20 protein-coding genes are annotated in these 21,725 nt (G+C 37.3%); 14 read left to right on the top strand and 6 right to left on the bottom strand.

The annotated features are described in order from the left end of the window. The first annotated feature begins 4 nt into the window (after positions 1-4). Entirely contained in the window at positions 5-2,173 is a 2,169-nt protein-coding gene (locus B554_RS0109785; RefSeq protein WP_019457905.1) for a phosphocholine-specific phospholipase C, read from the top strand. Positions 2,174-2,552: 379 nt separating this feature from the next. Then, complete coding sequence (locus tag B554_RS0109790) at positions 2,553-2,720, top strand: hypothetical protein (protein ID WP_004706093.1); 168 nt, start codon at positions 2,553-2,555, stop codon at positions 2,718-2,720. Here B554_RS0109790 and nadC read toward each other — a convergent pair. After that, the gene (nadC, locus tag B554_RS0109795) at positions 2,717-3,562 is read right to left on the bottom strand and encodes a carboxylating nicotinate-nucleotide diphosphorylase (protein WP_019457906.1); all 846 of its coding nucleotides are present in this window, start codon (positions 3,560-3,562) and stop codon (positions 2,717-2,719) included. The two genes, B554_RS0109790 and nadC, sit on opposite strands and share 4 nt — an antisense overlap. Positions 3,563-3,733: 171 nt before the next feature. Here nadC and ampD point away from each other — a divergent pair, with 171 nt between their 5' ends. Continuing rightward, positions 3,734-4,303 (top strand): 1,6-anhydro-N-acetylmuramyl-L-alanine amidase AmpD, encoded by a 570-nt coding sequence (gene ampD / locus B554_RS0109800; RefSeq protein ID WP_019457907.1) that lies wholly within the window; start codon positions 3,734-3,736, stop codon positions 4,301-4,303. Between the two features lie 74 nt (positions 4,304-4,377). Continuing rightward, on the top strand, positions 4,378-5,928 hold the full coding sequence (gene murJ / locus B554_RS0109805) for a murein biosynthesis integral membrane protein MurJ (protein ID WP_171057788.1): 1,551 nt from the start codon (positions 4,378-4,380) through the stop codon (positions 5,926-5,928). A gap of 49 nt (positions 5,929-5,977) precedes the next feature. On the opposite strand, the gene B554_RS0109810 is transcribed toward murJ, so the two are convergent. The 5 genes from B554_RS0109810 to B554_RS0109830 all read right to left on the bottom strand — a co-directional run bounded on the left by B554_RS0109810 (position 5,978) and on the right by B554_RS0109830 (position 11,376). Beyond that, positions 5,978-6,673 carry an FKBP-type peptidyl-prolyl cis-trans isomerase gene (locus B554_RS0109810; RefSeq protein ID WP_019457909.1) on the bottom strand — a complete coding sequence of 232 codons (696 nt, stop codon included), beginning with the start codon at positions 6,671-6,673 and terminating at the stop codon, positions 5,978-5,980. Positions 6,674-6,721: 48 nt separating this feature from the next. Then, positions 6,722-7,444 carry an FKBP-type peptidyl-prolyl cis-trans isomerase gene (locus tag B554_RS0109815; protein ID WP_019457910.1) on the bottom strand — a complete coding sequence of 241 codons (723 nt, stop codon included), beginning with the start codon at positions 7,442-7,444 and terminating at the stop codon, positions 6,722-6,724. Positions 7,445-7,639: 195 nt separating this feature from the next. Further along, positions 7,640-9,823: a polysaccharide biosynthesis tyrosine autokinase gene (locus B554_RS0109820; RefSeq protein WP_019457911.1), complete on the bottom strand. Its 2,184-nt coding sequence runs from the start codon at positions 9,821-9,823 to the stop codon at positions 7,640-7,642. A gap of 19 nt (positions 9,824-9,842) precedes the next feature. Continuing rightward, entirely contained in the window at positions 9,843-10,271 is a 429-nt protein-coding gene (locus tag B554_RS0109825; RefSeq protein WP_019457912.1) for a low molecular weight protein-tyrosine-phosphatase, read from the bottom strand. A gap of 4 nt (positions 10,272-10,275) precedes the next feature. After that, positions 10,276-11,376, bottom strand: a complete 1,101-nt coding sequence (locus tag B554_RS0109830; protein WP_019457913.1) for a polysaccharide biosynthesis/export family protein — start codon at positions 11,374-11,376, stop codon at positions 10,276-10,278. Positions 11,377-11,732: 356 nt separating this feature from the next. On the opposite strand from B554_RS0109830, the gene tviB reads away from it, so the two are divergent. Genes tviB through B554_RS0109880 form a run of 10 tightly spaced genes read left to right on the top strand, consistent with a single transcriptional unit; the run spans position 11,733 to position 21,725 of the window. Continuing rightward, complete coding sequence (gene tviB, locus B554_RS0109835) at positions 11,733-13,007, top strand: Vi polysaccharide biosynthesis UDP-N-acetylglucosamine C-6 dehydrogenase TviB (RefSeq protein ID WP_019457914.1); 1,275 nt, start codon at positions 11,733-11,735, stop codon at positions 13,005-13,007. Between the two features lie 13 nt (positions 13,008-13,020). After that, a complete protein-coding gene (locus B554_RS0109840) occupies positions 13,021-14,217 on the top strand; it encodes a UDP-N-acetylglucosamine 4,6-dehydratase (RefSeq protein WP_019457915.1) in 1,197 nt (398 codons plus the stop codon). Continuing rightward, positions 14,217-15,365: a LegC family aminotransferase gene (locus tag B554_RS0109845; RefSeq protein WP_019457916.1), complete on the top strand. Its 1,149-nt coding sequence runs from the start codon at positions 14,217-14,219 to the stop codon at positions 15,363-15,365. The genes B554_RS0109840 and B554_RS0109845 overlap by 1 nt, the downstream gene beginning before the upstream one ends. Before the next feature lie 5 nt (positions 15,366-15,370). Further along, positions 15,371-16,507 carry a UDP-N-acetylglucosamine 2-epimerase gene (gene neuC / locus B554_RS0109850; RefSeq protein WP_019457917.1) on the top strand — a complete coding sequence of 379 codons (1,137 nt, stop codon included), beginning with the start codon at positions 15,371-15,373 and terminating at the stop codon, positions 16,505-16,507. After that, complete coding sequence (locus B554_RS0109855; protein ID WP_019457918.1) at positions 16,497-17,591, top strand: N-acetylneuraminate synthase family protein; 1,095 nt, start codon at positions 16,497-16,499, stop codon at positions 17,589-17,591. The genes neuC and B554_RS0109855 overlap by 11 nt, the downstream gene beginning before the upstream one ends. Further along, on the top strand, positions 17,592-18,233 hold the full coding sequence (locus tag B554_RS0109860; protein ID WP_019457919.1) for a sugar O-acyltransferase: 642 nt from the start codon (positions 17,592-17,594) through the stop codon (positions 18,231-18,233). It abuts the gene before it with no gap. Beyond that, the gene (locus tag B554_RS0109865) at positions 18,226-19,281 is read left to right on the top strand and encodes a nucleotidyltransferase family protein (protein WP_019457920.1); all 1,056 of its coding nucleotides are present in this window, start codon (positions 18,226-18,228) and stop codon (positions 19,279-19,281) included. The genes B554_RS0109860 and B554_RS0109865 overlap by 8 nt, the downstream gene beginning before the upstream one ends. Before the next feature lies 1 nt (position 19,282). Continuing rightward, a complete protein-coding gene (locus tag B554_RS0109870) occupies positions 19,283-20,254 on the top strand; it encodes a Gfo/Idh/MocA family protein (RefSeq protein WP_019457921.1) in 972 nt (323 codons plus the stop codon). A 10-nt stretch (positions 20,255-20,264) separates the two neighbouring features. Further along, positions 20,265-20,951, top strand: coding sequence for a cytidylyltransferase domain-containing protein (locus B554_RS0109875; protein WP_019457922.1), 687 nt, complete (start codon positions 20,265-20,267; stop codon positions 20,949-20,951). Positions 20,952-20,954: 3 nt separating this feature from the next. Continuing rightward, positions 20,955-21,725, top strand: coding sequence for an oxidoreductase (locus tag B554_RS0109880; RefSeq protein ID WP_025465178.1), 771 nt, complete (start codon positions 20,955-20,957; stop codon positions 21,723-21,725).

Raw genomic sequence — 21,725 nt, forward strand, 5'->3', positions numbered from 1 at the left:
AAAAATGAATCGTCGCGAATTTCTTTTAAATTCTACAAAAACTATGTTTGGGACTGCTGCTCTGGCAAGTTTCCCGCTAAGTATTCAAAAAGCGCTGGCTATCGATGCCAAAGTTGAAAGTGGAACTATTCAAGATGTTAAACACATTGTGATTTTGACTCAGGAAAACCGCTCGTTTGATAATTATTTTGGAACGTTAAAAGGTGTGCGTGGTTTTGGTGACCGCTTTACCATTCCAATGACAGAAAGTCGTAAGGTCTGGGAGCAATACGATGCTAAGAAAAATAAAGTTTTGCCTTACCATCTCGACAGCCGTTTAGGAAATGCTCAGCGTGTTTCAGGTACACCCCACTCATGGTCTGATGGCCAAGCAGCTTGGGACAATGGTCGCATGAGTGATTGGGTTGCTTATAAAAAACCGCAGTCGATGGGCTACTATAAAAAGCAAGAAGTTGAATATCAGTTTGCTTTAGCCAACGCTTTTACCATTTGTGATGCCTACCACTGCGCTATGCATGCAGGGACTAACCCGAACCGTAAATTTATCTGGACTGGAACGAATGGCCCTACAGGTGCAGGTGTAGCCAGTGTGGTCAACGAATTTGATGGGATTGGATCATCAACAGAAGGTTATGAATGGGCGACGTATCCTGAGCGTTTACAGCAGGCTGGCGTGACATGGAAAGTTTATCAAAATATGCCAGATAACTTTACCGATAACCCTTTAGCTGGTTTCAAGCAATATCGCCGTGCTAACGAGCAATCTGGTCAACCGGTCAGTAATGACACCCCAACATGCCCAGCATACGATGAAAAAATCGATGCAACACAGCCACTTTATAAAGGTATTGCTAATACCATGCCAGACGGTGGTTTTTTAGGAACTTTTAAAGCTGATATTGCACAAGGTAAATTACCGCAAGTGAGTTGGTTAGTTGCTCCAGCAAATTATAGTGAGCACCCTGGGCCATCTAGTCCTGTACAGGGCGCTTGGTATATTCAGGAAGTATTAAATGCTTTAACTGAAAACGCTGAGTTGTGGAGCCAAACTGTTTTATTGGTAAACTTCGATGAAAATGATGGTTTCTTCGACCATGTTCCTTCACCGAGTGCGCCATCTAAAGATATAAATGGCGTTGTATATGGAAAAACAACTTTAACCGATCAGCAAGTATCTTATGAATACTTTAATCATCCAGCAGTAGCGACTTCAAAATCTCAACCTAAGCCAGATGGTCGAGTGTATGGGCCGGGTGTGCGTGTTCCTATGTATGTGATTTCACCGTGGAGCCGTGGTGGCTGGGTAAACTCTCAAGTCTTTGACCATACTTCTATTTTACAGTTTTTAGAAAAACGCTTTGGTATACAAGAACCTAACATTAGCCCATACCGCCGCGCCGTATGTGGTGATTTAACGACAGCATTTAATTTTAAAACACCGAACCTTTTGCCTGTTGCTGAACTAGATGGCAAGAAAACCAAAGCCGAAGCCGATGCGATTCGTGTTGCTCAAGCTTTATTGCCACAAGTTCCTGTACCGAGCCAGCAGCAATTTCCTCAGCAGGAAATGGGGATTCGACCATCACGTGCTTTGCCATATATTTTGCATACCAGTGCCAAAGTTGATGCCACTCAAAAAACAGTTAAATTGATGTTCTCTAATACGGGTAAACAAGCAGCCGTTTTCCATGTCTATAATCGATTAGATCTTACAGTAGCTCCTCGTCGCTATATGGTTGAGGCGGGTAAACAGCTTGATGATGTGTGGAATACTATAAATGGACAGTACGATTTATGGGTACTTGGGCCAAATGGTTTCCACCGTGCATTTAAAGGTAATTTGAGCCAAGCCAACCAAACTCAAGCGTTACCGGAAATTAGAGTATGTGTGGAAGAGTGTGATGCGAATTTGTATTTAAAGGTTCGTCACGACGGCAATAAGTCAGTCAAACTTAACGTTAAAGCAAATGCTTACCTTCCAAGTAAGACATGGACTATCGAGACGAATAGTTCTGAAAAAGAATTAGTTTGGGATATGTCTGAATTTGGTGGTTGGTATGACTTTACGGTGACATTAGCTGATGATGCAACGTTTAGTCGCCGTTTTGCAGGACGTATAGAAACTCAAGAAGATTCGATTTCTGACCCATATATGGGTTATTTAGAGTCTTAAGTCATATAGCCTGAATTGGGATTATTATCTAAAGTTAATTCAGATGACTTTGATCAAAAAGCACAGCCTCATATCACATGTAATTCAAATAGATGTTGTATAGGCTTTCCTCACTTTTGAAAGGTCAAAAGTGACAAAAACCTCTGTTTCTCTGATGTTACTTCCCTGTAACACAGAGAAACGGTGACATCCATGTCACCTGTCACCATAGTAAATAAAGGGATTAGGGTATTGATATAAAATATTATGTGGGAAGATGCTGTCGTATAGATGAATAATAAAAATAAAGACTTACCTTTTGTAACAGAATCTCCTAAGCTTGGTCATATTTATCTTTTACCTTGAAACCCTGAATTTTTAAAAGTGATGGGGAAAATTTATGCTACAAGGTTTTATTGTATTATTAGCAGTAGTTACTTTTGTTTTAATGGCTGCCGACCCACGAGATAACGGGGCACAAGCGACTCAGTCAGCATGGCAAAAAACACAAGCGGCAGACATAACTAAGTCGCAGAAACAAACCAATAACGATGTGGATTTTATTTAAGCATTAAAACGCATAGATAAATCAACAGCTCTGACGTCTTTAGTCAGGACACCCATAGAAATATAGTCGACACCAGTAGTTGCTACTTCACGCAAGTTTTCAATGGTGATATTGCCAGAAGCTTCGAGTTTACAACGTCCAGCTACATGCTTTACGGCATCAATCATTTGCTGTTGGCTGAAGTTGTCTAGCATAACAATGTCCGCGCCAGCCTCAAGTGCTTGGTTGAGCTCATCCCAAGTTTCAACTTCGACTTCAACTGGTTTGCCTGGTGCAATTTGATGTGCTTTTGCAATTGCTTGAGCAATACCACCAGCTGCCATAATATGGTTTTCTTTAATTAAGAACGCATCAAATAAACCAAGACGATGGTTTTGTCCGCCGCCAATAGCAACCGCATATTTTTGTGCAATACGTAAACCCGGTAAAGTTTTACGTGTATCAAGAAGTTTTGTATTTAAACCTTCAAGATGCTGAACATATTCAGCAGTTTTTGTTGCAACAGCAGACAAAGTTTGAATAAAGTTTAAAGCAGGGCGCTCTACCGTCAGTAAGCTACGTGCAGAACCAGCAAGCTTTAAAAAGGCTTCATTTGCAGCAACACGGTCACCTTCTTGTTTTAACCAAGTTACCTGTACAGTATTGTCATAAGCTGAGATGAGTGCATTTACCCACGGCTGTCCAGCTAAAACCATATCTTCACGGCTAATGATGGTCGCGGTTGCCTGCTCATCTTCAGGCGTGAGCATAGCGGTAATGTCACCGTCCCCAATATCTTCTTGTAATGCTTGTTGAATATTGATTTGAATTGACTGTTCAAGCAAAGACTGAGGTATGCTCATACGGTTTCCATTTTGTCGATGACCCTAAAACTTGCGATATATTAGCACCGTCGACTTTAAAAATAAGCTGTTTTATGTGTTTAATCGCGATAAACAATCGTGCTGACTACTTTGAAAAGCACATAACTGTTTTAAACTAAAACAATTGGCAAGCAATTTATTGGCACTTCAATGAAGAAAATCACACCGTATGAAGTTATAGATGGACAATTAAAAGGGGCGAGACAAGTCCCTTCTCCAAATTTTAACCAGCGTCCGACTGGTACCGAAATTCAAATGATTGTGGTTCATAATATTAGCTTGCCGCCATCTCAATTTGGAGGTGGGTATATTGAGCAGTTTTTTCAAAATAAATTAGATTGGTCGGTTCACCCCTATTTTCAAACTATTGAGGGGATGCAGGTTTCTACGCATTTGCTGATTTTACGTAGTGGGGAAGTCCTACAGTTTGTTAGCTTTAATGATCGGGCATGGCATGCAGGGCGTTCGAGTTATTTAGCTAAAGTTGAGTGCAATGATTATTCAATTGGTATTGAACTTGAAGGAAGTGATGACTTGCCTTTTGAAGAAGTACAGTACAGTGTACTAACTGATGTGGTTGCCGCTATTCGTCAAGCTTATCCAGAAATTAAAAACCATATTGCAGGACATTCAGATATTGCACCGGGCCGAAAAACCGATCCGGGACCTTATTTTAAATGGCAGCACTTTAGACAACTGCTAGCACAGAAAAAAACTTGAGTTCATTCATCATTTCACAACGAAAAGATTTTCTAGTTTCATTACAATAGCGACTTTCGAATATATAGCTGTAGGTGAGTACGATGGCATTGTGGCGATCGACTTTTATTGTCAGTGCGATGACGATGTTGTCACGGGTATTGGGTTTAGTACGAGATGTCGTATTGCTCAATGTGTTTGGTGCGGGTAAAGATTTCGATACCTTTGTCGTTGCTTTTCGTATTCCCAATTTCTTTCGAAGGTTATTTGCAGAAGGAGCTTTCTCGCAAGCTTTTATTCCGGTACTAACCGAATATAAAACAGGCCGATTACATGCTGAAGTTCAAATCTTGATTAGTCGGGTATTTGGTTGTTTGCTTATGGTCATGACTTTACTCACTTTCGTGGCTATGGTTTTGGCACCAGCAATCATCTATATGTATGCGCCGGGTTTCCATAATGACCCTGAAAAATTCGATTTAGCGGTCAGCATGTTCCGTCTGACTATTCCATATTTAATGTTTATGTCACTGACTGCTTTTGCCAGCAGTATCTTAAACAGTTATGGTTCTTTTGCTTCCCCAGCCTTTTCGCCTGTTTTGCTCAATGTCGCAATGATTGCAGGAGCATGGTGGCTTACCCCATATATGGCTGAGCCTATTAAAGCATTAGGATGGTCTGTTGTCGCAGCAGGTATTTTACAGTTAGCCATACAAATTCCTGAATTATGGCGTAAAAACTTACTGATTCCACCCAAAGTTGATTTTAAACACGAGGGTGTAGAGCGTATTTTAAAATTAATGCTTCCAGCATTATTTGGTGTGTCTGTGACTCAGATTAACCTATTGTTAAATACGATTTGGGCCTCTTTCATGCAAGACGGTTCGGTATCTTGGCTCTACAGTGCAGAGCGTATGACTGAGCTACCTTTAGGTTTAATCGGTGTTGCCATTGGTACAGTGATTTTACCTTCGCTTTCAGCACGTCATGCTGAGCAAGATCAGGAAAAGTTCCGCGGCATGATCGACTGGGCAGCAAGAGTTATTGTGTTGGTTGGTTTGCCAGCAAGTATCGCCTTATTTATGCTTTCTACACCGATTATTCAGGCTTTATTCCAACGTGGCGAGTTTGACCTACGTGATACTCAAATGACAGCACTTGCATTGCAATGTATGAGTGCTGGTGTAATTTCTTTTATGCTCATTAAGGTGTTTGCACCAGGCTTCTATGCGCAGCAAGATACTAAAACACCAGTACGTGTAGGTTTAATGTCAGTTGCCGCAAATGCCATTTTAAACGTTGTATTTATTGGATTCTTTAAACTGATCAATTGGCATGCTGAGCATATGGCGCTTGCATTGGCATCTTCTGGCTCAGCTTTGGTAAATGCTGGTTTGCTCTACTTCTATCTACATAAGCGTAATATTTTCCGATTTGGCTCACATTGGAAAAAACTAGCTCTTCAATATGGTTTAGCAAACCTTGCTATGATTGCAGTGCTTTGGTTTGGGTTAAATTGGTATAATGGTGAACTTTCTCAATGGATCCGTATTGCTGAGGTCGCAGGTCTATGCGTAGTAGGTGTAATCGCTTACTTAATGGGCTTACTGATTACAGGTTTTAGACCAAGAGATTTAAAACATTAAAATAAAAAAGCGATCTTAAATGATCGCTTTTTTTTGATCTTAAAAAAACTTATTTTGGCAAAACTTGTAGTAATTCAATATCAAAAATTAAAGTACTATTTGGACCAATACTATCACCAGCGCCTACTTCACCATAAGCAAGTTTAGCTGGAATAAAGAAACGGGTTTTACCGCCTTCTTTCATCGTTTGTAAGCCTTCTGTCCAGCCTGTAATCACCTGATTCAACTGGAAATCGACAGGGTGATTACGTGCAATTGAACTGTCAAAGACAGTTCCGTCGAGTAAACGGCCTTCATAGTTCACTTTTACACGAGAAGTAGCTTTAGGTGTTTTACCAGAACCTTCTTTTAAAACTTGATATTGCAAACCTGATTTTGTTGTAATCACACCAGATTTCTTAGCATTTTCCGCCAGAAAAGCAGCCCCAGCTTGGGCATTTTGTTGTCCTTGCTTTTGAAATTCAACGAGCTGTTTAGCTTCTAAAGTTTTTTTATACTCATTAATCGCTTTCGCCATTTCTTCATCAGTGAGGCGTGCTGACTTGTTCTGAGCACCTTCTTGAAGACCTTGATAAAAGATATCAAGATTTAAATCTGTTAATGCATCAGTATTATTACGTCCCATTAAATAGCCATAACTATAGCTAAACTGATCTTTTGCTGGGCTTTTATTTGTTATCGGTGTGGCAGCAAGAACAGATAAGCTCATTGTTGAAGCTGCAATAACCAAACTAATTTTTTTCATGCCATTTTCCAAAAAACAGGAGAGTATAATTACTCTCCTGGATTGTTATTATTTCACTGAAATGAGTTCTACATCAAAAATCAGTGTACTGTTTGCTGGGATCCCTGGAACTTCTTGTGGACCATATGCAAGGTTTGATGGAATAAAGAAAGTCGCTTTTCCGCCTTCTTTCATAAGTTGAAGACCTTCAGTCCATCCTGGAATCACCTGATTAAGAGGGAACTCGATAGGTTGACCACGTTTATAAGAACTATCAAAAACCTGACCGTTAATTAAACGACCTTCATAATGAACTTTAACAACAGACTGTGCTGTTGGCTGCTTACCAGTACCTTCTTTAGTAATGATATATTGCAAACCTGATGCAGTAGTTTTTACCCCAGCTTTTGTTTTGTTTTCAGCAAGGAATTGTGCATCTGCAGATTCAGCAGATGTGCCTGCTTGCGCTGGTTTAGCTGGGTGCTGCATTTTTTGTTGTAACTCTTTTTCATAAGCTGCAACAGCTGCTTTTAAATCTTCTTGAGTATAAGCACTTGGCTGTTTGCTACGAGCATCATGGATCCCTTGAACAAATGCCTTTGTATCCAGTTCTGGAGGAGTTTGTTGCGCAACCTCATACCCAAGCACATAACTGATTTTTTGAATTGGAGAAGCATTTTTGTCTGCTTTACGTCCAACTTCTGTGGTCGGATGTTGAGTTGCATAATATACAGGTACAAGTGCAGCACCGCCTAAAACTACAGCGACAGCAATGGGTAAGGCTTTACTCATAAAAGGTTCCAAAAATAATCATTTGAGTCTAAAAGGCTGCTTCGATCTTAGCATGCTTCGACTTAAGCATAGAATGTTTAACAAAAAAAACGAGTGGTTTTTTTATATATTTTAGTTAGTTTTAATTTGGTGAAACTTAAAAAAATTAAATAAAAAAACCGGATCACTTGATCCGGTTTTATGAAAACTTGAAACTTAGTCTTCTTTTTGTGCTTTATAGGCATAGGCGTAATTATAACCATAGCCATAACCTGCACTAGCACGTTGAATATCATTAAGAATAAAGCCGTTGACTTTAACACCAGCTTGTTCGAAACGGTTTAGCGTTAATTCAAGCTCTTTCATTTGTGACTTGGCGTAGCGAGCAACAATTAAGTTCACACCAGTATATTGTGAAATAATAATACCATCAGTTACTGCAAGTACTGGTGGAGTATCAATAATAATGTGGTCATATTGACTTTGTAGCTGTTCAAGTAATTCCTTAAATTGTTTAGAACCTAAAATCTCTGAAGGATTTGTAGGACTCTTACCACGAGTAATCACATCAAGATTCGCAACTTGGGTTTTATGTAATACTTGTGATAAATTAGCTTGTCCACTTAACAGTTCAGAAAGACCAGGTTTTACATCGACATCGAAGTATTTATGCATATAACCACGGCGCATATCGGCATCAATCAAGAGTACTCGTTTGTCGCCTTGTGCGAAAATAGTTGCAAGGTTGGTCGAAATAAATGATTTACCTACTTCTGGTGAAGGGCCTGCAATCATAATGATATTGTTTTTTGCATTTGTTAATGCAAAGTGGATGGCTGTACGGATACTGCGTAAGCTTTCAATTGCAATATCATCACTATTTTTAACAGCAAGAATAGGAATATTCTTTTTCTTCTTTAAAATTTTGATACGACTTTCTTGAATTGGCGAACGTGGTACAGTTGCGTATACAGGTAAATCCAGTTCATTTTCAATTTGTCCGGAATCCTTAATACCAGTACGAAGCATATTGCGAAGTAATGCAATAAGAGTACCAATAAAGCCGCCCAAAAATAATGAAAGAATCAAAATTTGAAGTTTTTGCGGTTTAATTGGTTTAATTGGTTCAACAGCAGTATCAACAATACGGACATTTCCGATCTCACCAGCTTTTGCAATTCGTAGTTGCTGATAAGAGTTTAAGAGTGCTGTATAGAGTTGAGTTTTTACTTCTACTTCACGATATAACTGAAGGTATTGACGTTGTAAATCGGGTAATTGTTTTAATGTGCTATTTAACTCAGCAATTTGTTTATTAACGGCTGCAAGCTGCCCATTAATTTCACGCATCGCTGGGTGCTCAGCGGTATATTTTGCTGCCATTTCAGCTTGTTTTTGCTGAAGCTCAGATTTTTGAGTTTCTAAAGTAACACTTTGAGTTAAGTAAAGCTCAGACTCTTTAGTTACATCAACTGTGTTGTATTGTTGACGAAATTTGTTAAATTGACGCTCCGCATCATCAAGCTGTTTCTTTAGAGTTGGAAGTTGTTCATCCAAAAACTTTAAGGTTTGAGCAGTTTCAGCTGAGCGACGTTCAATATTTTGTGCGCTGTAAGTAGCCAAAATCGCATTTAAAACTTTAGTAATATGTTCCTGATCTTGACCTTGATAATTTAAACCTAGAATACCAGTTAATTTACCACGTTCGGCAACCGAATAATTTGAACTAATCGCATTAACTGCAGCGGGTAATGATAATTTACTAATATTGTAAGTCGTATCAAATTGGTCTTTAGTGAAAATCGAAACTTTCCATATACCATGTGGTCCAGTCACTTGATTTATACGATTTAGAGGAAGAGTTAATATAACTTCTTCAGTTGCTGGATCTGTTAAGCGTAAAGATTGTTTATCAAAATTCAGGTGTAAATTTTTATCTAAATAATAAGCAGGTACTACGAATTGACGGATTTCAAAACTTTTTTCACCATCTTTGAGTACAACTGATTTTTCATTATATTCAGTTTTATATTCAGTATTACTTAATAAGCGATGAGTAAAAGTATTTTCAGTACTAGAAACTTGTACATCTAAATTTAGATTTTTTGTAACTGAGCCTAAAACTAATCGAGATTTTAAAATTTCAATTTCTGCTTGAGCTGGCGACTTTTGCTCAATCATATTAGATAAATCGCCTAGTAAAGCAGCAGAAGCTCCCTTACTATCTTCTACCTGAACCAATGCATCAACTGAATAAGTATCCGGTGTTGCACGTAAATATAATAAGGCACATACAAGGCTTAAAATAATGCAAAGGGCGATTAGTTTCCACTGTGCAATGAGTGAAAAAAACAATTCTTTTAAGTCAATTGTATCTTCGGTATTAGTATTTTGGTTCATAAGCTTAAATATCTAAATGTTAAATATAAGGTGTCCAGTCAGCCACACATTTTTGAATGAGTTGACAAGTATCATCAAACACAGCTTGATCATGGCGGTATGGATCGGGCACATTTCTATTTTGCCAATGACCTAAGCGAAAAGTTTTGCCTTTGGCAAAAGGCCATGTTTGCTCAATATGCTTTTGCTGGTTTTGACTCATAACTAAAATAAGATCGGCTTTCTTAATATGCTCCGCATTTAGCTTACGTGCTATATGCGGTTGCATATCAATGCCTAAACGTTGCATGCAGAGTAAGGCTTTTTCATCGGCTTGATGACCAGTAAGACCTGAGATGCCTGCAGATTCAATACTTAATAGAGGATATTGCTGTTTTAATAAATATTCTGCCATAGGACTACGGCAGATATTTCCAATACAAACTACCAAAATATTTTTAAATTGCATTAGTTTATTTTCCCAAACGGTCTACGTTATATAAAGCACTTGAGAACGGAATAATCTGGTTGACAACACGTTGCCAGCGAGTTAAGCCTGTAGCATCAACATAGATAATATCATTACTACGTAACTTAAATTGATTCGCTAAACCAAAGTCGCCAATACTCATGAGATTTAAATGGTAGAGTTCTGTTGAGCGATCATTTGGATTGGTACGTAAAACATAAATACGACTTGCACTCGCAGATAGAGGATTTAGACCTTGGCTCTCACCTAATGCATCACTTAAAGTCATACCTTGGTCACGCATCGGTAAAGCCTGATTTTTACCTGCTTCCCCCATAATATAGACTTTTTGGTTTTCACGGGTGCTGACATAAAGAGTATCATTCGGTTGAACAAGTAGTTTGTGTAACGAATAACCTGCTTTTTCTAATTCGATTGTATTTAAATTATAAGTTATACCGTTTCGGATAAGTTGAATATACGTATTATCGCCCAAGTTGGTGATGCCACCAGCCATACCAAGAGCAGTATAGACACTTACAGGCTGGTCGCTTAAGAAAAATTGACCACCTTTAGTTACACTACCTTGTACTGAAAAGCGCTGTCCTTCATATGATATTACACGCACCACCACATCGGGGTTTTTTAAGAAACGTCCAAGTTGGCTATGTAACTCACGGTTAACTTGAGCTAAGGTTTTTCCAGCTGCTTTATAGCGACCGACTAAAGGGAACTGTATATATCCACTTTGATCAATAGGATAGCCATTTGCCTGAATAGATTCTTGGTTACTAATATTGCTAATTGGTGGTGTGATTTCAGGGTAGGCCCAAAGCTGAATAGATAGAACATCACCTGGGCTTAAATGATATATAGGCTGTTGATTTTTAAATAATGCAGAGTAGTTACGATTATAGTCAATTTGAGCGGGTTGAATTGCTGGTAATGTTTCTTGAGTAATTTTAACCACATTTACTGTGGTTCCGAGATCTGTTTTATACACACCTTCATTTGGAATATCGTAAGTTTGTAAACCGGAAGTAACTGCACAACTGGCAGCACTTAAACTTAAGGCAAGAACAGAAAAAAACTGGCAATACTTCACACGCAACCCTTTGTGTATTTATCTTTAATTGATATTGTCCACTGCATAGTAACAAGTGCCTATTAAACGCAGGATGAGCCGATTCTAGCTCAAAAAAGAACAAAAGACACTGAAAAATCGTAGAGCTTTGTATGTTTTAGTTTATCTAGACGTACTTTTAGGCAAAACTCATTTAATCGAAATATCAAAAACGTATTAGTTAAATTCAATTAATAAATATGCCGTATCGGTATTGTAAACACATTTATACAATTGATGTTCGGGTATAACTTAAAATCTGATATAGTACTTTGCGTTGTAAGTGCCAAAAGCATGATTTATTAGATATAAACTCTAAGGGAAAAGGCTCGTTTTATATGCAAATTGCCAAGTTAAAAATAGCAATTATTGGGTTAGGCTATGTTGGCTTGCCCCTGGCAGTTGAGTTTGGAAAAAAAGTTCCAGTTGTTGGCTTTGATATTTATCAAAAACGTATTAATGAGCTTGATAGTGGAATAGACCATACCTTAGAGGTTGCTAGTGAAGAATTAAAGCAAGCACTGCATTTAAGTTATACAACTAATCTAGACGATCTTAAAGATTGTAATTTTTTTATAGTCACAGTTCCGACACCGATTGATGACTTTAAACAACCTGATTTAACCCCTTTAATAAAAGCTTCTACCAGTATAGGGCAAGTATTAAAAAAAGGTGATATCGTTGTTTATGAGTCGACAGTATATCCTGGTGCTACAGAAGAAGTTTGTATCCCTGTTTTGGAAAAAGTGTCAGGACTAAAGTTTAATCAAGACTTTTTTGCAGGCTATAGCCCTGAGCGAATTAACCCAGGTGATAAGCTTCACCGAGTAACTAATATTTTAAAAATCACATCAGGATCTACACCTGAAATCTCTGATTATGTTGATGAGGTATATAATCTCATCATTGAGGCAGGAACTCATAAAGCGCCAAATATAAAAGTAGCTGAAGCAGCCAAGGTAATTGAAAACACACAACGTGATGTCAATATTGCTCTCATAAATGAACTTGCTCTTATTTTTAACAAGTTAGGCATTGATACAGAAGATGTTTTAAAGGCTGCTGGAACGAAGTGGAACTTTTTACCATTTCGACCAGGGTTAGTCGGTGGGCACTGTATTGGTGTAGACCCGTATTATTTAACCCATAAAGCACAATCTATTGGCTTACATCCAGAAATCATTTTAGCAGCACGTCGCCTAAATGACAGAATGGGTGAGCATGTGGCAACACAGCTGATTAAAGAAATGGTGAAGCAGCGAATACAAGTTGTAGGCGCGCGTATTTTAGTGATGGGACTTAGTTTTAAAGAAAACTGTCCTGATATTCGTAATACAAAAATTGTCGACTTTATTAAAGCTCTTAAAGAATATGATTTAGACTTAGATATATATGATCCATGGGTCGATGATACAGAAGTACAACACGAATATGGATTAGCGCCAATTAAAGAATTACAACAAGGCTTGTATGATGCGATCGTCATTGCGGTAGCACATAATCAGTTTAAATCCATGAGTGTTGAAGAGTTCCATGCTTTAGGCAAAGAAAAGCATGTACTTTATGATTTGAAATATGTTTTGGATAAAGAAAGTTCAAATATTAGACTTTGATTAGGGTTTTATAATGTCTACAGATATTCAATTAAATTTAATTGGCAGAACACAAGAGCTTTTTGTTGATGATATTCAACATTGGAATAATAAGTTAATCGAAATTGTTTCCTCATCAAAGTTTTTAGTTTTAGGTGGGGCGGGATCTATTGGTCAAGCAGTTGTTAAAGAAATTTTCAAACGCAACCCTAAAAAATTACATGTTGTTGATATTTCGGAAAATAATCTAACAGAAGTTGTTCGTGATATTCGTAGCTCGTTTGGTTACATTGATGGTGATTTCCAAACATTTGCACTAGATATTGGCTCTGCTGAGTATGATGCATATATTCAGAATGATGGTGATTTTGACTACGTTTTAAATCTTTCTGCTTTAAAGCATGTCCGTAGTGAAAAAGATCCATTTACCTTAATGCGAATGATTCATGTCAATATTTTGAATACTGAAAAAACGATTCAGCAGTCTATTGAAAAAGGCGTGAAAAAGTATTTCTGTGTTTCGACAGATAAAGCTGCGAACCCAGTAAATATGATGGGTGGTTCAAAACGTATTATGGAAATGTTTCTTATGCGCCAAAGTCAGCATATTGATATTTCAACAGCCCGTTTTGCGAATGTTGCATTTTCTGATGGTTCTTTATTACATGGGTTTAATCAACGCATTCAGAAAAATCAGCCAATTGCTGCACCAAACGATATTCGCCGCTATTTCGTTACTCCGAAAGAATCTGGTGAGTTGTGCCTGATGTCTTGTTTGCTAGGTGAAAATAGAGATATTTTCTTCCCTAAACTTAGCGAGCATTTACACCTTATTACTTTTGCTGATATTGCAGTCAAATACCTTAATAACCTTGGATATGAGCCGTATTTGTGTGAGTCTGAAGATGAAGCGCGTAACTTAATTCAGACCTTACCAAAACAAGGAAAATGGCCTTGTTTATTTGCTGGAAGTACAACTACGGGTGAGAAGGATTTCGAAGAATTCTTTACCGATAATGAAACTTTAGATATGCAACGTTTTAATAATTTAGGTGTTATTAAAAACGAGCTAAATGTTGAAGAAGATAAATTGCATGTATTCCAAGAAAAAATTCATACAATGCTGTTAAATAAGCAATGGAATAAAGAAGAAATTGTTGATCTATTTAACTATATGATGCCTAACTTTGGACACAAAGAAACAGGCTTATATTTAGATGGGAAAATGTAATGGATACTTCTAAATTTAATCAGTTTGTACGAGATATTTATCGTACCAATAATTTTATTCCATTACATGAACCTCGTTTTCTTGGTAATGAAAAGAAATATGTATTAGATACGATTGATAGTACTTTTGTCTCTAGTGTTGGTGCGTATGTAAATGACTTTGAAGCCAAGGTTCAACAATTTGCAGGCTGTGCTAAAGCTATTGCGACTGTTAATGGAACAGCTGCATTACATATTGCTCTTTTACTAGCTGGTGTAAAGCGTGACGATATCGTAATTACGCAAGCTTTAACTTTTGTCGCAACTTGTAATGCCTTGTCTTATATCGGTGCGGAACCATTATTTATTGATGTTTCATTAAAGACACTTGGTTTGTGTCCAAAGGCATTAGACGCTTATTTGCAAGAAAATGCTTTTATTGATGACCAGGGTGTATGTAAACATAAAGCAACTAATAAACGTATTTCTGCAGTTGTTCCAATGCATACATTTGGCCATCCTGTTGAAATTGATGAGCTTCAACAGGTCGTAACCAAGTGGAATATTGCATTAGTTGAGGACGCTGCTGAAAGTTTAGGTTCTTACTACAAAGGTAAACATACTGGAACTTTTGGTCTAGTTTCAGCACTTAGCTTTAACGGAAATAAAGTCATCACTACAGGCGGCGGCGGTATGGTCTTGTGTCAAGATGAAGAACTTGGCATAAGAGCGAAGCACATTACGACAACTGCAAAAATACCGCATCCTTATGAGTTTTATCATGATGAAAATGGTTTTAACTACCGTTTACCAAATTTGAATGCTGCTTTAGGTTGTGCACAAATGGAAGGCTTGGAAGGCTTCCTTGCTAAAAAGCGTGATTTAGCTCAGCAATATCAAGATTTCTTTAAAGATAGTGATATTTCATTTGTTGTGGAACCTGAAGACTGCCGATCTAACTATTGGTTAAATGCCATTGTTTGCAAAGATAAAGCACAACGAGATTTGATTTTGGATGAAACCAATTCAAATAAGGTTATGACTCGCCCAATCTGGACTTTAATGACCAGATTGCCAATGTACCAAACTGCATTACAAGGCGATTTAACTAACTCATTATGGTTGGAAGAAAGAGTTGTAAATATTCCAAGTTCAGTTCCTCTGGAGTAATGAGAATGAAAAAAATAGCCGTTTTTACAGGAACTCGAGCTGAATATGGTTTGCTGTATTGGTTAATGCGAGATATTCAGCAAGATCCAGAGCTAGAGTTACAAATTCTAGCTACGGCTATGCATTATTCGCCTGAGCACGGCGAAACTTGGAAAACTATTGTTCAAGATGGTTTCGAAATTACCGAATCGGTAGAAATGCTATTGTCATCTGATACATCGTCCGCTGTTGTGAAGTCAATGGGTGTGGGTTTACTTGGATTTGCAGATGCATTGAAACGTATGCAACCTGATTTATTAGTTGTTTTGGGTGATCGTTTCGAAGCTTTGGCAGTGACGCAAGCTGCTTTAATCATGCATGTTCCTGTTGCACATTTGCACGGTGGTGAAATCACTGAAGGTGCATATGACGAATCAATTCGTCATGCGATTACCAAAATGTCTAATATCCATTTTGCTGCGGCAGAGGAATATAAGAAACGAATTATTCAGTTAGGCGAGCAACCAGAAAAAGTATTTAATGTCGGCGCCCTAGGCTTAGATCATATCCAGCGTACAACATTTAAAAATATTGCAGAATTGAGTGAATTATATGATTTTGATTTTTCAAAACCATATTTTCTCATTACTTATCATCCTGAAACTAATTTACTAGAAGAAAATGTTGCGCCTTTATTTAATGCACTTAAGCAAATAAAAGATGTCAATTTTGTCTTTAGTTATCCAAATGCCGACAATGGTAATACTAATATTGTGAAAGCAATGCTTGATTTAAAAGCACAGTTGCCAGATCGCGTATTGCTTGTAAAGAGTTTTGGTATTCAAAATTATTTAAGTGTTTTGAAAAATGCTTTAGCTATGGTGGGTAACTCATCAAGTGGCTTATCAGAAGCTCCAGCTTTACAGGTCCCAACAGTAAATATTGGTGATCGTCAAAAAGGACGTTTGCGTTGTGAATCTATCCTTGATGTTAAATTAGACGAAAATGAAATTTTAGAAGCATTGCAAAAAGCAATTAATTTCCCAGATGATGAATTGAGTCAAGTTGTTCCACCTTTAGGGCTTGGCAACACTTCTCAGAAAATAATTGAACTTATTAAAACGACGGATTTTAAAAAGAAGGCGCCATTTTATGATCTTTAATCCAGACGAAATTTATGTTATTGCAGAAATTGGTGTAAATCATAATGGCTCTGTAGAGTTAGCAAAAGAGCTTATTTTAAAAGCCAAAGATTGTGGTGCGAATGCTGTTAAATTTCAAACCTTTAAAGCAGATAGTTTGTTATCTGATCAAACTGAAATGGCTGCATATCAAAAGGAAAATACAGGTTCTAGCCAAAGCCAATTAGAGCTTGTAAAAAGTTTAGAGCTCACTTATGAGCAGACAGAAGAAATACAGAAATTTTGTGATGAACATCAAATTACTTTTATTTCAACACCGTTTGACTCTGACAGTTTAAAGTTCTTAGTAAATGACATCGATGTACCTTACTTAAAAGTATCATCTGCTGATATTTCGAATTTACCGTTTCTTTATGAAATTGCATGTTCAAAAAAACATGTCATTTTATCTACAGGAACAGCGAGTTTAGGTGATATTGAACAAGCCTTATCAGTATTTGCTTTTGTTATTGATAAAGGAACAGATGTTCGACCATCTCAGCAATTATTTAGAGAAGCTTATTCAAAAATTTCAGTACGTAAACAGTTGAAGGAACAGGTTTCTATTTTACACTGTGTGACTCAATATCCGGCACTATTTGAAGAAAGTAATCTTAAAGCCATTTCAACTTTAAAAAATGTATTTGATTTGGCAACAGGATTTTCTGACCATACGCTTGATGAATATGCAGCGGTTATTGGTGTAAGTCTCGGTGCTCGCATTTTTGAGAAGCATATTACATTAGATAAAACGATGGCTGGCCCAGACCACGCAGCATCAATGGAACCAGATGAATTTAAGCATTATGTCGAAATTTTGCATAAAACACATGCAGCTTTAGGCGACGGTATTAAATTTATGCTAGAGCAAGAGAGCGATAACTATTACCTAGTACGTCGTAGTATTGTGGCTAAAACAGATATTGCGGAAGGGGAGCTTTTAACCTCTGACAATGTCACAACAAAACGAGCAGGTCGCGTTTGTTTAGAACCAAATAAGTATTGGGATGTAGTTGGTACAAAAGCAAAACGTAGCTTTAAAAAGAACGACTTTATTGAAATTTAAATGAAAAAGCTGGCAATTTTTGGTTCAGGTGGCTTTGCAAAAGAGCTAGTAGATTTAGCAATAGATCAAGGCTACCGCCATATATTTTTTTTAGAAAGAAATGCCAAAGATGGTGATACCCTACTTGGTTTTCCCATTTTGCCTGAATCAATAATACCGACATTAACGGATACTGTGTATGCAATAGGTGTTGCTGATCCGAAGATTCGTAAAAGGATATATGAAACTTATGCCGATTTACCTTATCCCAATTTGATTCATTCTCAATCATCACTTGGGTATGGTATTCGAGAGTTGCTAGAACATAGTAAAGGTGTGGTAATTGCGGCTGGAGCGCGAATTACAAATTCATGTCGTTTTGGTCATTTTATTATAGTAAGTTTTAACAGCACAATTGGGCACGACTGTATTCTAGAAAACTACGTTTCTGTCATGCCAGGTGTTAATGTGTCTGGTTGTATTCATTTGAAGAAAGGCACTTACATTGGAGCAAATGCTGCTATTTTGCCGGGCAAAAGTCCAGAGCAATTGAAATATTTAGGTGAAAACTCCGTTATAGGTGCGGGTGCTGTGGTTGTGAAACATACGGAACCAAATAAGGTCTATATTGGATCACCTGCTAAGGAATTAAGTCGTGACTAGAGATATTAATAATATAATTTTGCATAAAAATGATTCAATTTTGAAAGCATTAGAGCTACTTGATTTATATGCTTTAAGAATTGTTTTGGTCGTTGATGATCATAATCGGTTGATCGGAAGTATTACAGACGGTGATATTCGTAGAGGTCTCTTAAAAGGCCAAGATGTGTATGCAGCTGTTGAAACAATCATGCATACTAATCCTTATAGTATTGAAGAAGGTAGCTTAAATAACCGCCAGATTTTTGAGATCATGCGTGAAAAAAGTTATTTGGCATTACCAGTAATTAAAAATAACCAACTCGTTAATATTATTACGCTTGATGATTTGATTCGTAAAAAACGTAAAGAAAATCCCGTTTTTATTATGGCTGGTGGTTTTGGTACACGTTTACGCCCACTCACAGACACATGCCCAAAACCAATGTTACCTGTTGGTGGTAAGCCTTTACTAGAAACCATTATCTCAAGCTTTAAAAATCAAGGCTTTTACAAATTTTATATTTCTACTCACTATTTACCAGAAGTGATTAATGAGCATTTTGGTAATGGCGAGAATTTTGATGTACAGATTCAATACGTACATGAAACTGATCCGCTGGGAACTGGCGGTGCATTGAGTTTATTGCCAGCCTCAGATATTAAATTGCCATTCATTGTAATTAATGGTGATGTATTAACAAATATGAATTTTGAAAAATTATTGGATTTTCACGAGAAGCGTGAAGCTATTGCAACGATGTGTGTGCGAGAGTTCCAATATCAAATTCCTTATGGCGTAGTAAACTCCGAAGATAACGTAATACAAAGCATGACTGAAAAACCAAGTTATTTCTTTGATATTAATACAGGTATTTATGTCATTTCACCTGAATTGTTGGCTCAAGTTAATGCACAGTTTATTGGTATGCCAACTATCTTAGAACAGCAAATGGAAAAGAAAAATAAAGTGTTAAGTTATCCTTTACATGAATACTGGCTCGACATAGGTCATATGGAAGACTATAACCGTGCGCAAAAAGATATCCATATGTTGGGTTTAGAATAATATGAAAAATATTGCTGTTATTGGTTTAGGTAATATCGCTACCCGACATCGTCGTAACCTCAAAATGCTTTTTCCTGAAGCAAAATTAGTTGTGATGTCTGCTAGTGGTCGTATTTCTAAAGAGCCAGTGACTGATAGCGATCATATAGCAGAAAGTATTGATGAAATTATTCAGTTGCAAGTTCAGTTTGCAATAATTGCCTCACCAGCCCCTTTTCATGCCCAACACGCAATACCACTTATTAAAGCAGGTATCCCTGTGTTAATAGAAAAACCAGTTTCAGTTACCCAGACCGATGCTCAAGCTTTAATTGATGCAGAAGCGCAGTATAAGACACCTGTAGCAGTAGGTTACTGTTTACGCTATTTACCTTCAGCGCAGCAAGTACGAAAAATTATACAAGAGGGTGTCATTGGAAACCTATATAATGCATTTATTGAAATTGGTCAGTATTTACCAGATTGGCGACCTACCAAGGATTATCGCGAAACAGTATCTGCTAAAACTGAATTGGGTGGAGGAGTCCTACTAGAGCTGAGTCACGAGTTAGATTATGCTCAATGGATTTTAGGTTCGCTTACTCCTAAATATGTCGTTTTACGTGCTTCAGAAGAGTTAGGTTTAGAAGTTGAGGATAATGCCGATCTTTTAATGACAACAGCGAAAGGAGCTGTTGTTAATATCCACTTAGATTTTTTGCAGCGTAAAGCACATCGTAAATGTCGTTTTATTGGTAGTGAAGGATGTATTGAGTGGGATTTAATACGAAATGAAGTTGTGCTTATTAAGGCTAAAGATCAACAAGAAATTTATAGTGCCCCTGAGTGGGATAAAAATCAAATGTATTTAGAAATGGTTACCGATTTTATTAAAAAAATAAACGGACAGCCAAACCAATCTATAAGTCTGCAAGAAGCTGAAAGAACAGTAAGCCTAATTGTAGAGATGAAAGAATTTGTGACGAAAGAATGAGACTGCTTATATGAGAAATTTTGCATTTATTTTTGCTAGAGGCGGCTCTAAAGGTTTACCTGGAAAAAATATTAAACCATTGGCAGGAAAACCGTTATTACGATATTCAATTGATACCGCTTTAGCATCGGATTTGATTGAACAAGTTTTTGTTTCAACAGATGATCAGACTATTGCTGAAGTTGCTATAGAAGGTGGAGCAATTCTTATAGAGCGACCTAATGAACTAGCAAGTGACCAAAGCCCAGAATGGTTGTCTTGGCGGCATGCGGTTGAGTGGGCAACTGAGCACTATGGTTCATTTGATGGTTTTGTTAGTTTACCTGCAACTAGTCCATTACGTAGCCAAGATGATGTAGAGGCTGCGATTTTAAAAAGACAAGCAGAGACAGCTGATATTTGTATTGCAGTGACACCTGCAAGTCGCAGTCCATATTTTAATATGGTTAAGTACAACAAGGCTGGTTTTGTTGAGCTTGTCAATCAACCTGAAGGCGAAGTATCACGCCGTCAAGATGCTCCCCAAGTTTTTGACATTACAACGGTAGTCTACGCAACAACACCTGAGTTTGTATTAAATAACTATGGTTTATTTTCAGGAAAAGTTGTGAGCATTGAAGTGCCAAAAGCAAGAGCTGTGGATATCGATGATATTTACGATTTTCGTTTAGCTGAAGCTATTATTAAAGGTGAATAAATGATGCAAAATTTATTAGAGAATAGAACCTTTTTAGTAGCTGGTGCTGGTGGACTACTAGGCACACGTTTGGTGGCGGCTATATTAGAGCAAGGTGCAAAAGTTATTGCTGCTGATATAAACCTTGAATCTATGGCAACTCGATTAAGTAGTTTGGGGGTTGATCCTACAAACGAAAAGTTATCTTTGGTTTCTTTAGATGTAACAAATGAATCAAGTGTAAAGTCATTTTTTTCAACAGATCTTAAAATTGATGGAGCTGTTAATACAACATATCCACGTAATAAGACATATGGTTCGCATTTTTTTGATGTGACCCTTGAAAGCTTTAATGAGAACTTATCACTACATTTAGGTAGTATGTTTTTGTTCACTCAGCAATGTGCAAAATATTTTACACAATGCCAGACTCCTTTTTCGCTTGTGAATATTTCATCTATTTATGGAGTCGTTGCTCCAAAATTTGATATCTATAACAACACGAAAATGACAATGCCTGTTGAGTATGCTGCAATTAAATCGGCAACACTCCATTTAAACAAATACACAGTTGCTTATGTCAATGATAGTCGCTTCCGCATTAATTGTGTAAGTCCAGGTGGTATCTTTGATCATCAACCTGAACCATTTTTAGAAGCATATAAGACCCATACTCACGGAGCTGGTATGTTAGATGTTACAGAAATCATAGGTTCAGTTTTATTCTTACTTTCTGAACAATCAAGATATGTAACAGGTCAAAATATTATTGTAGATGATGGCTTTAGCTTGTAA

This window comes from Acinetobacter sp. GG2 (genome assembly GCF_000292385.1).
Classification (GTDB): domain Bacteria; phylum Pseudomonadota; class Gammaproteobacteria; order Pseudomonadales; family Moraxellaceae; genus Acinetobacter; species Acinetobacter seifertii.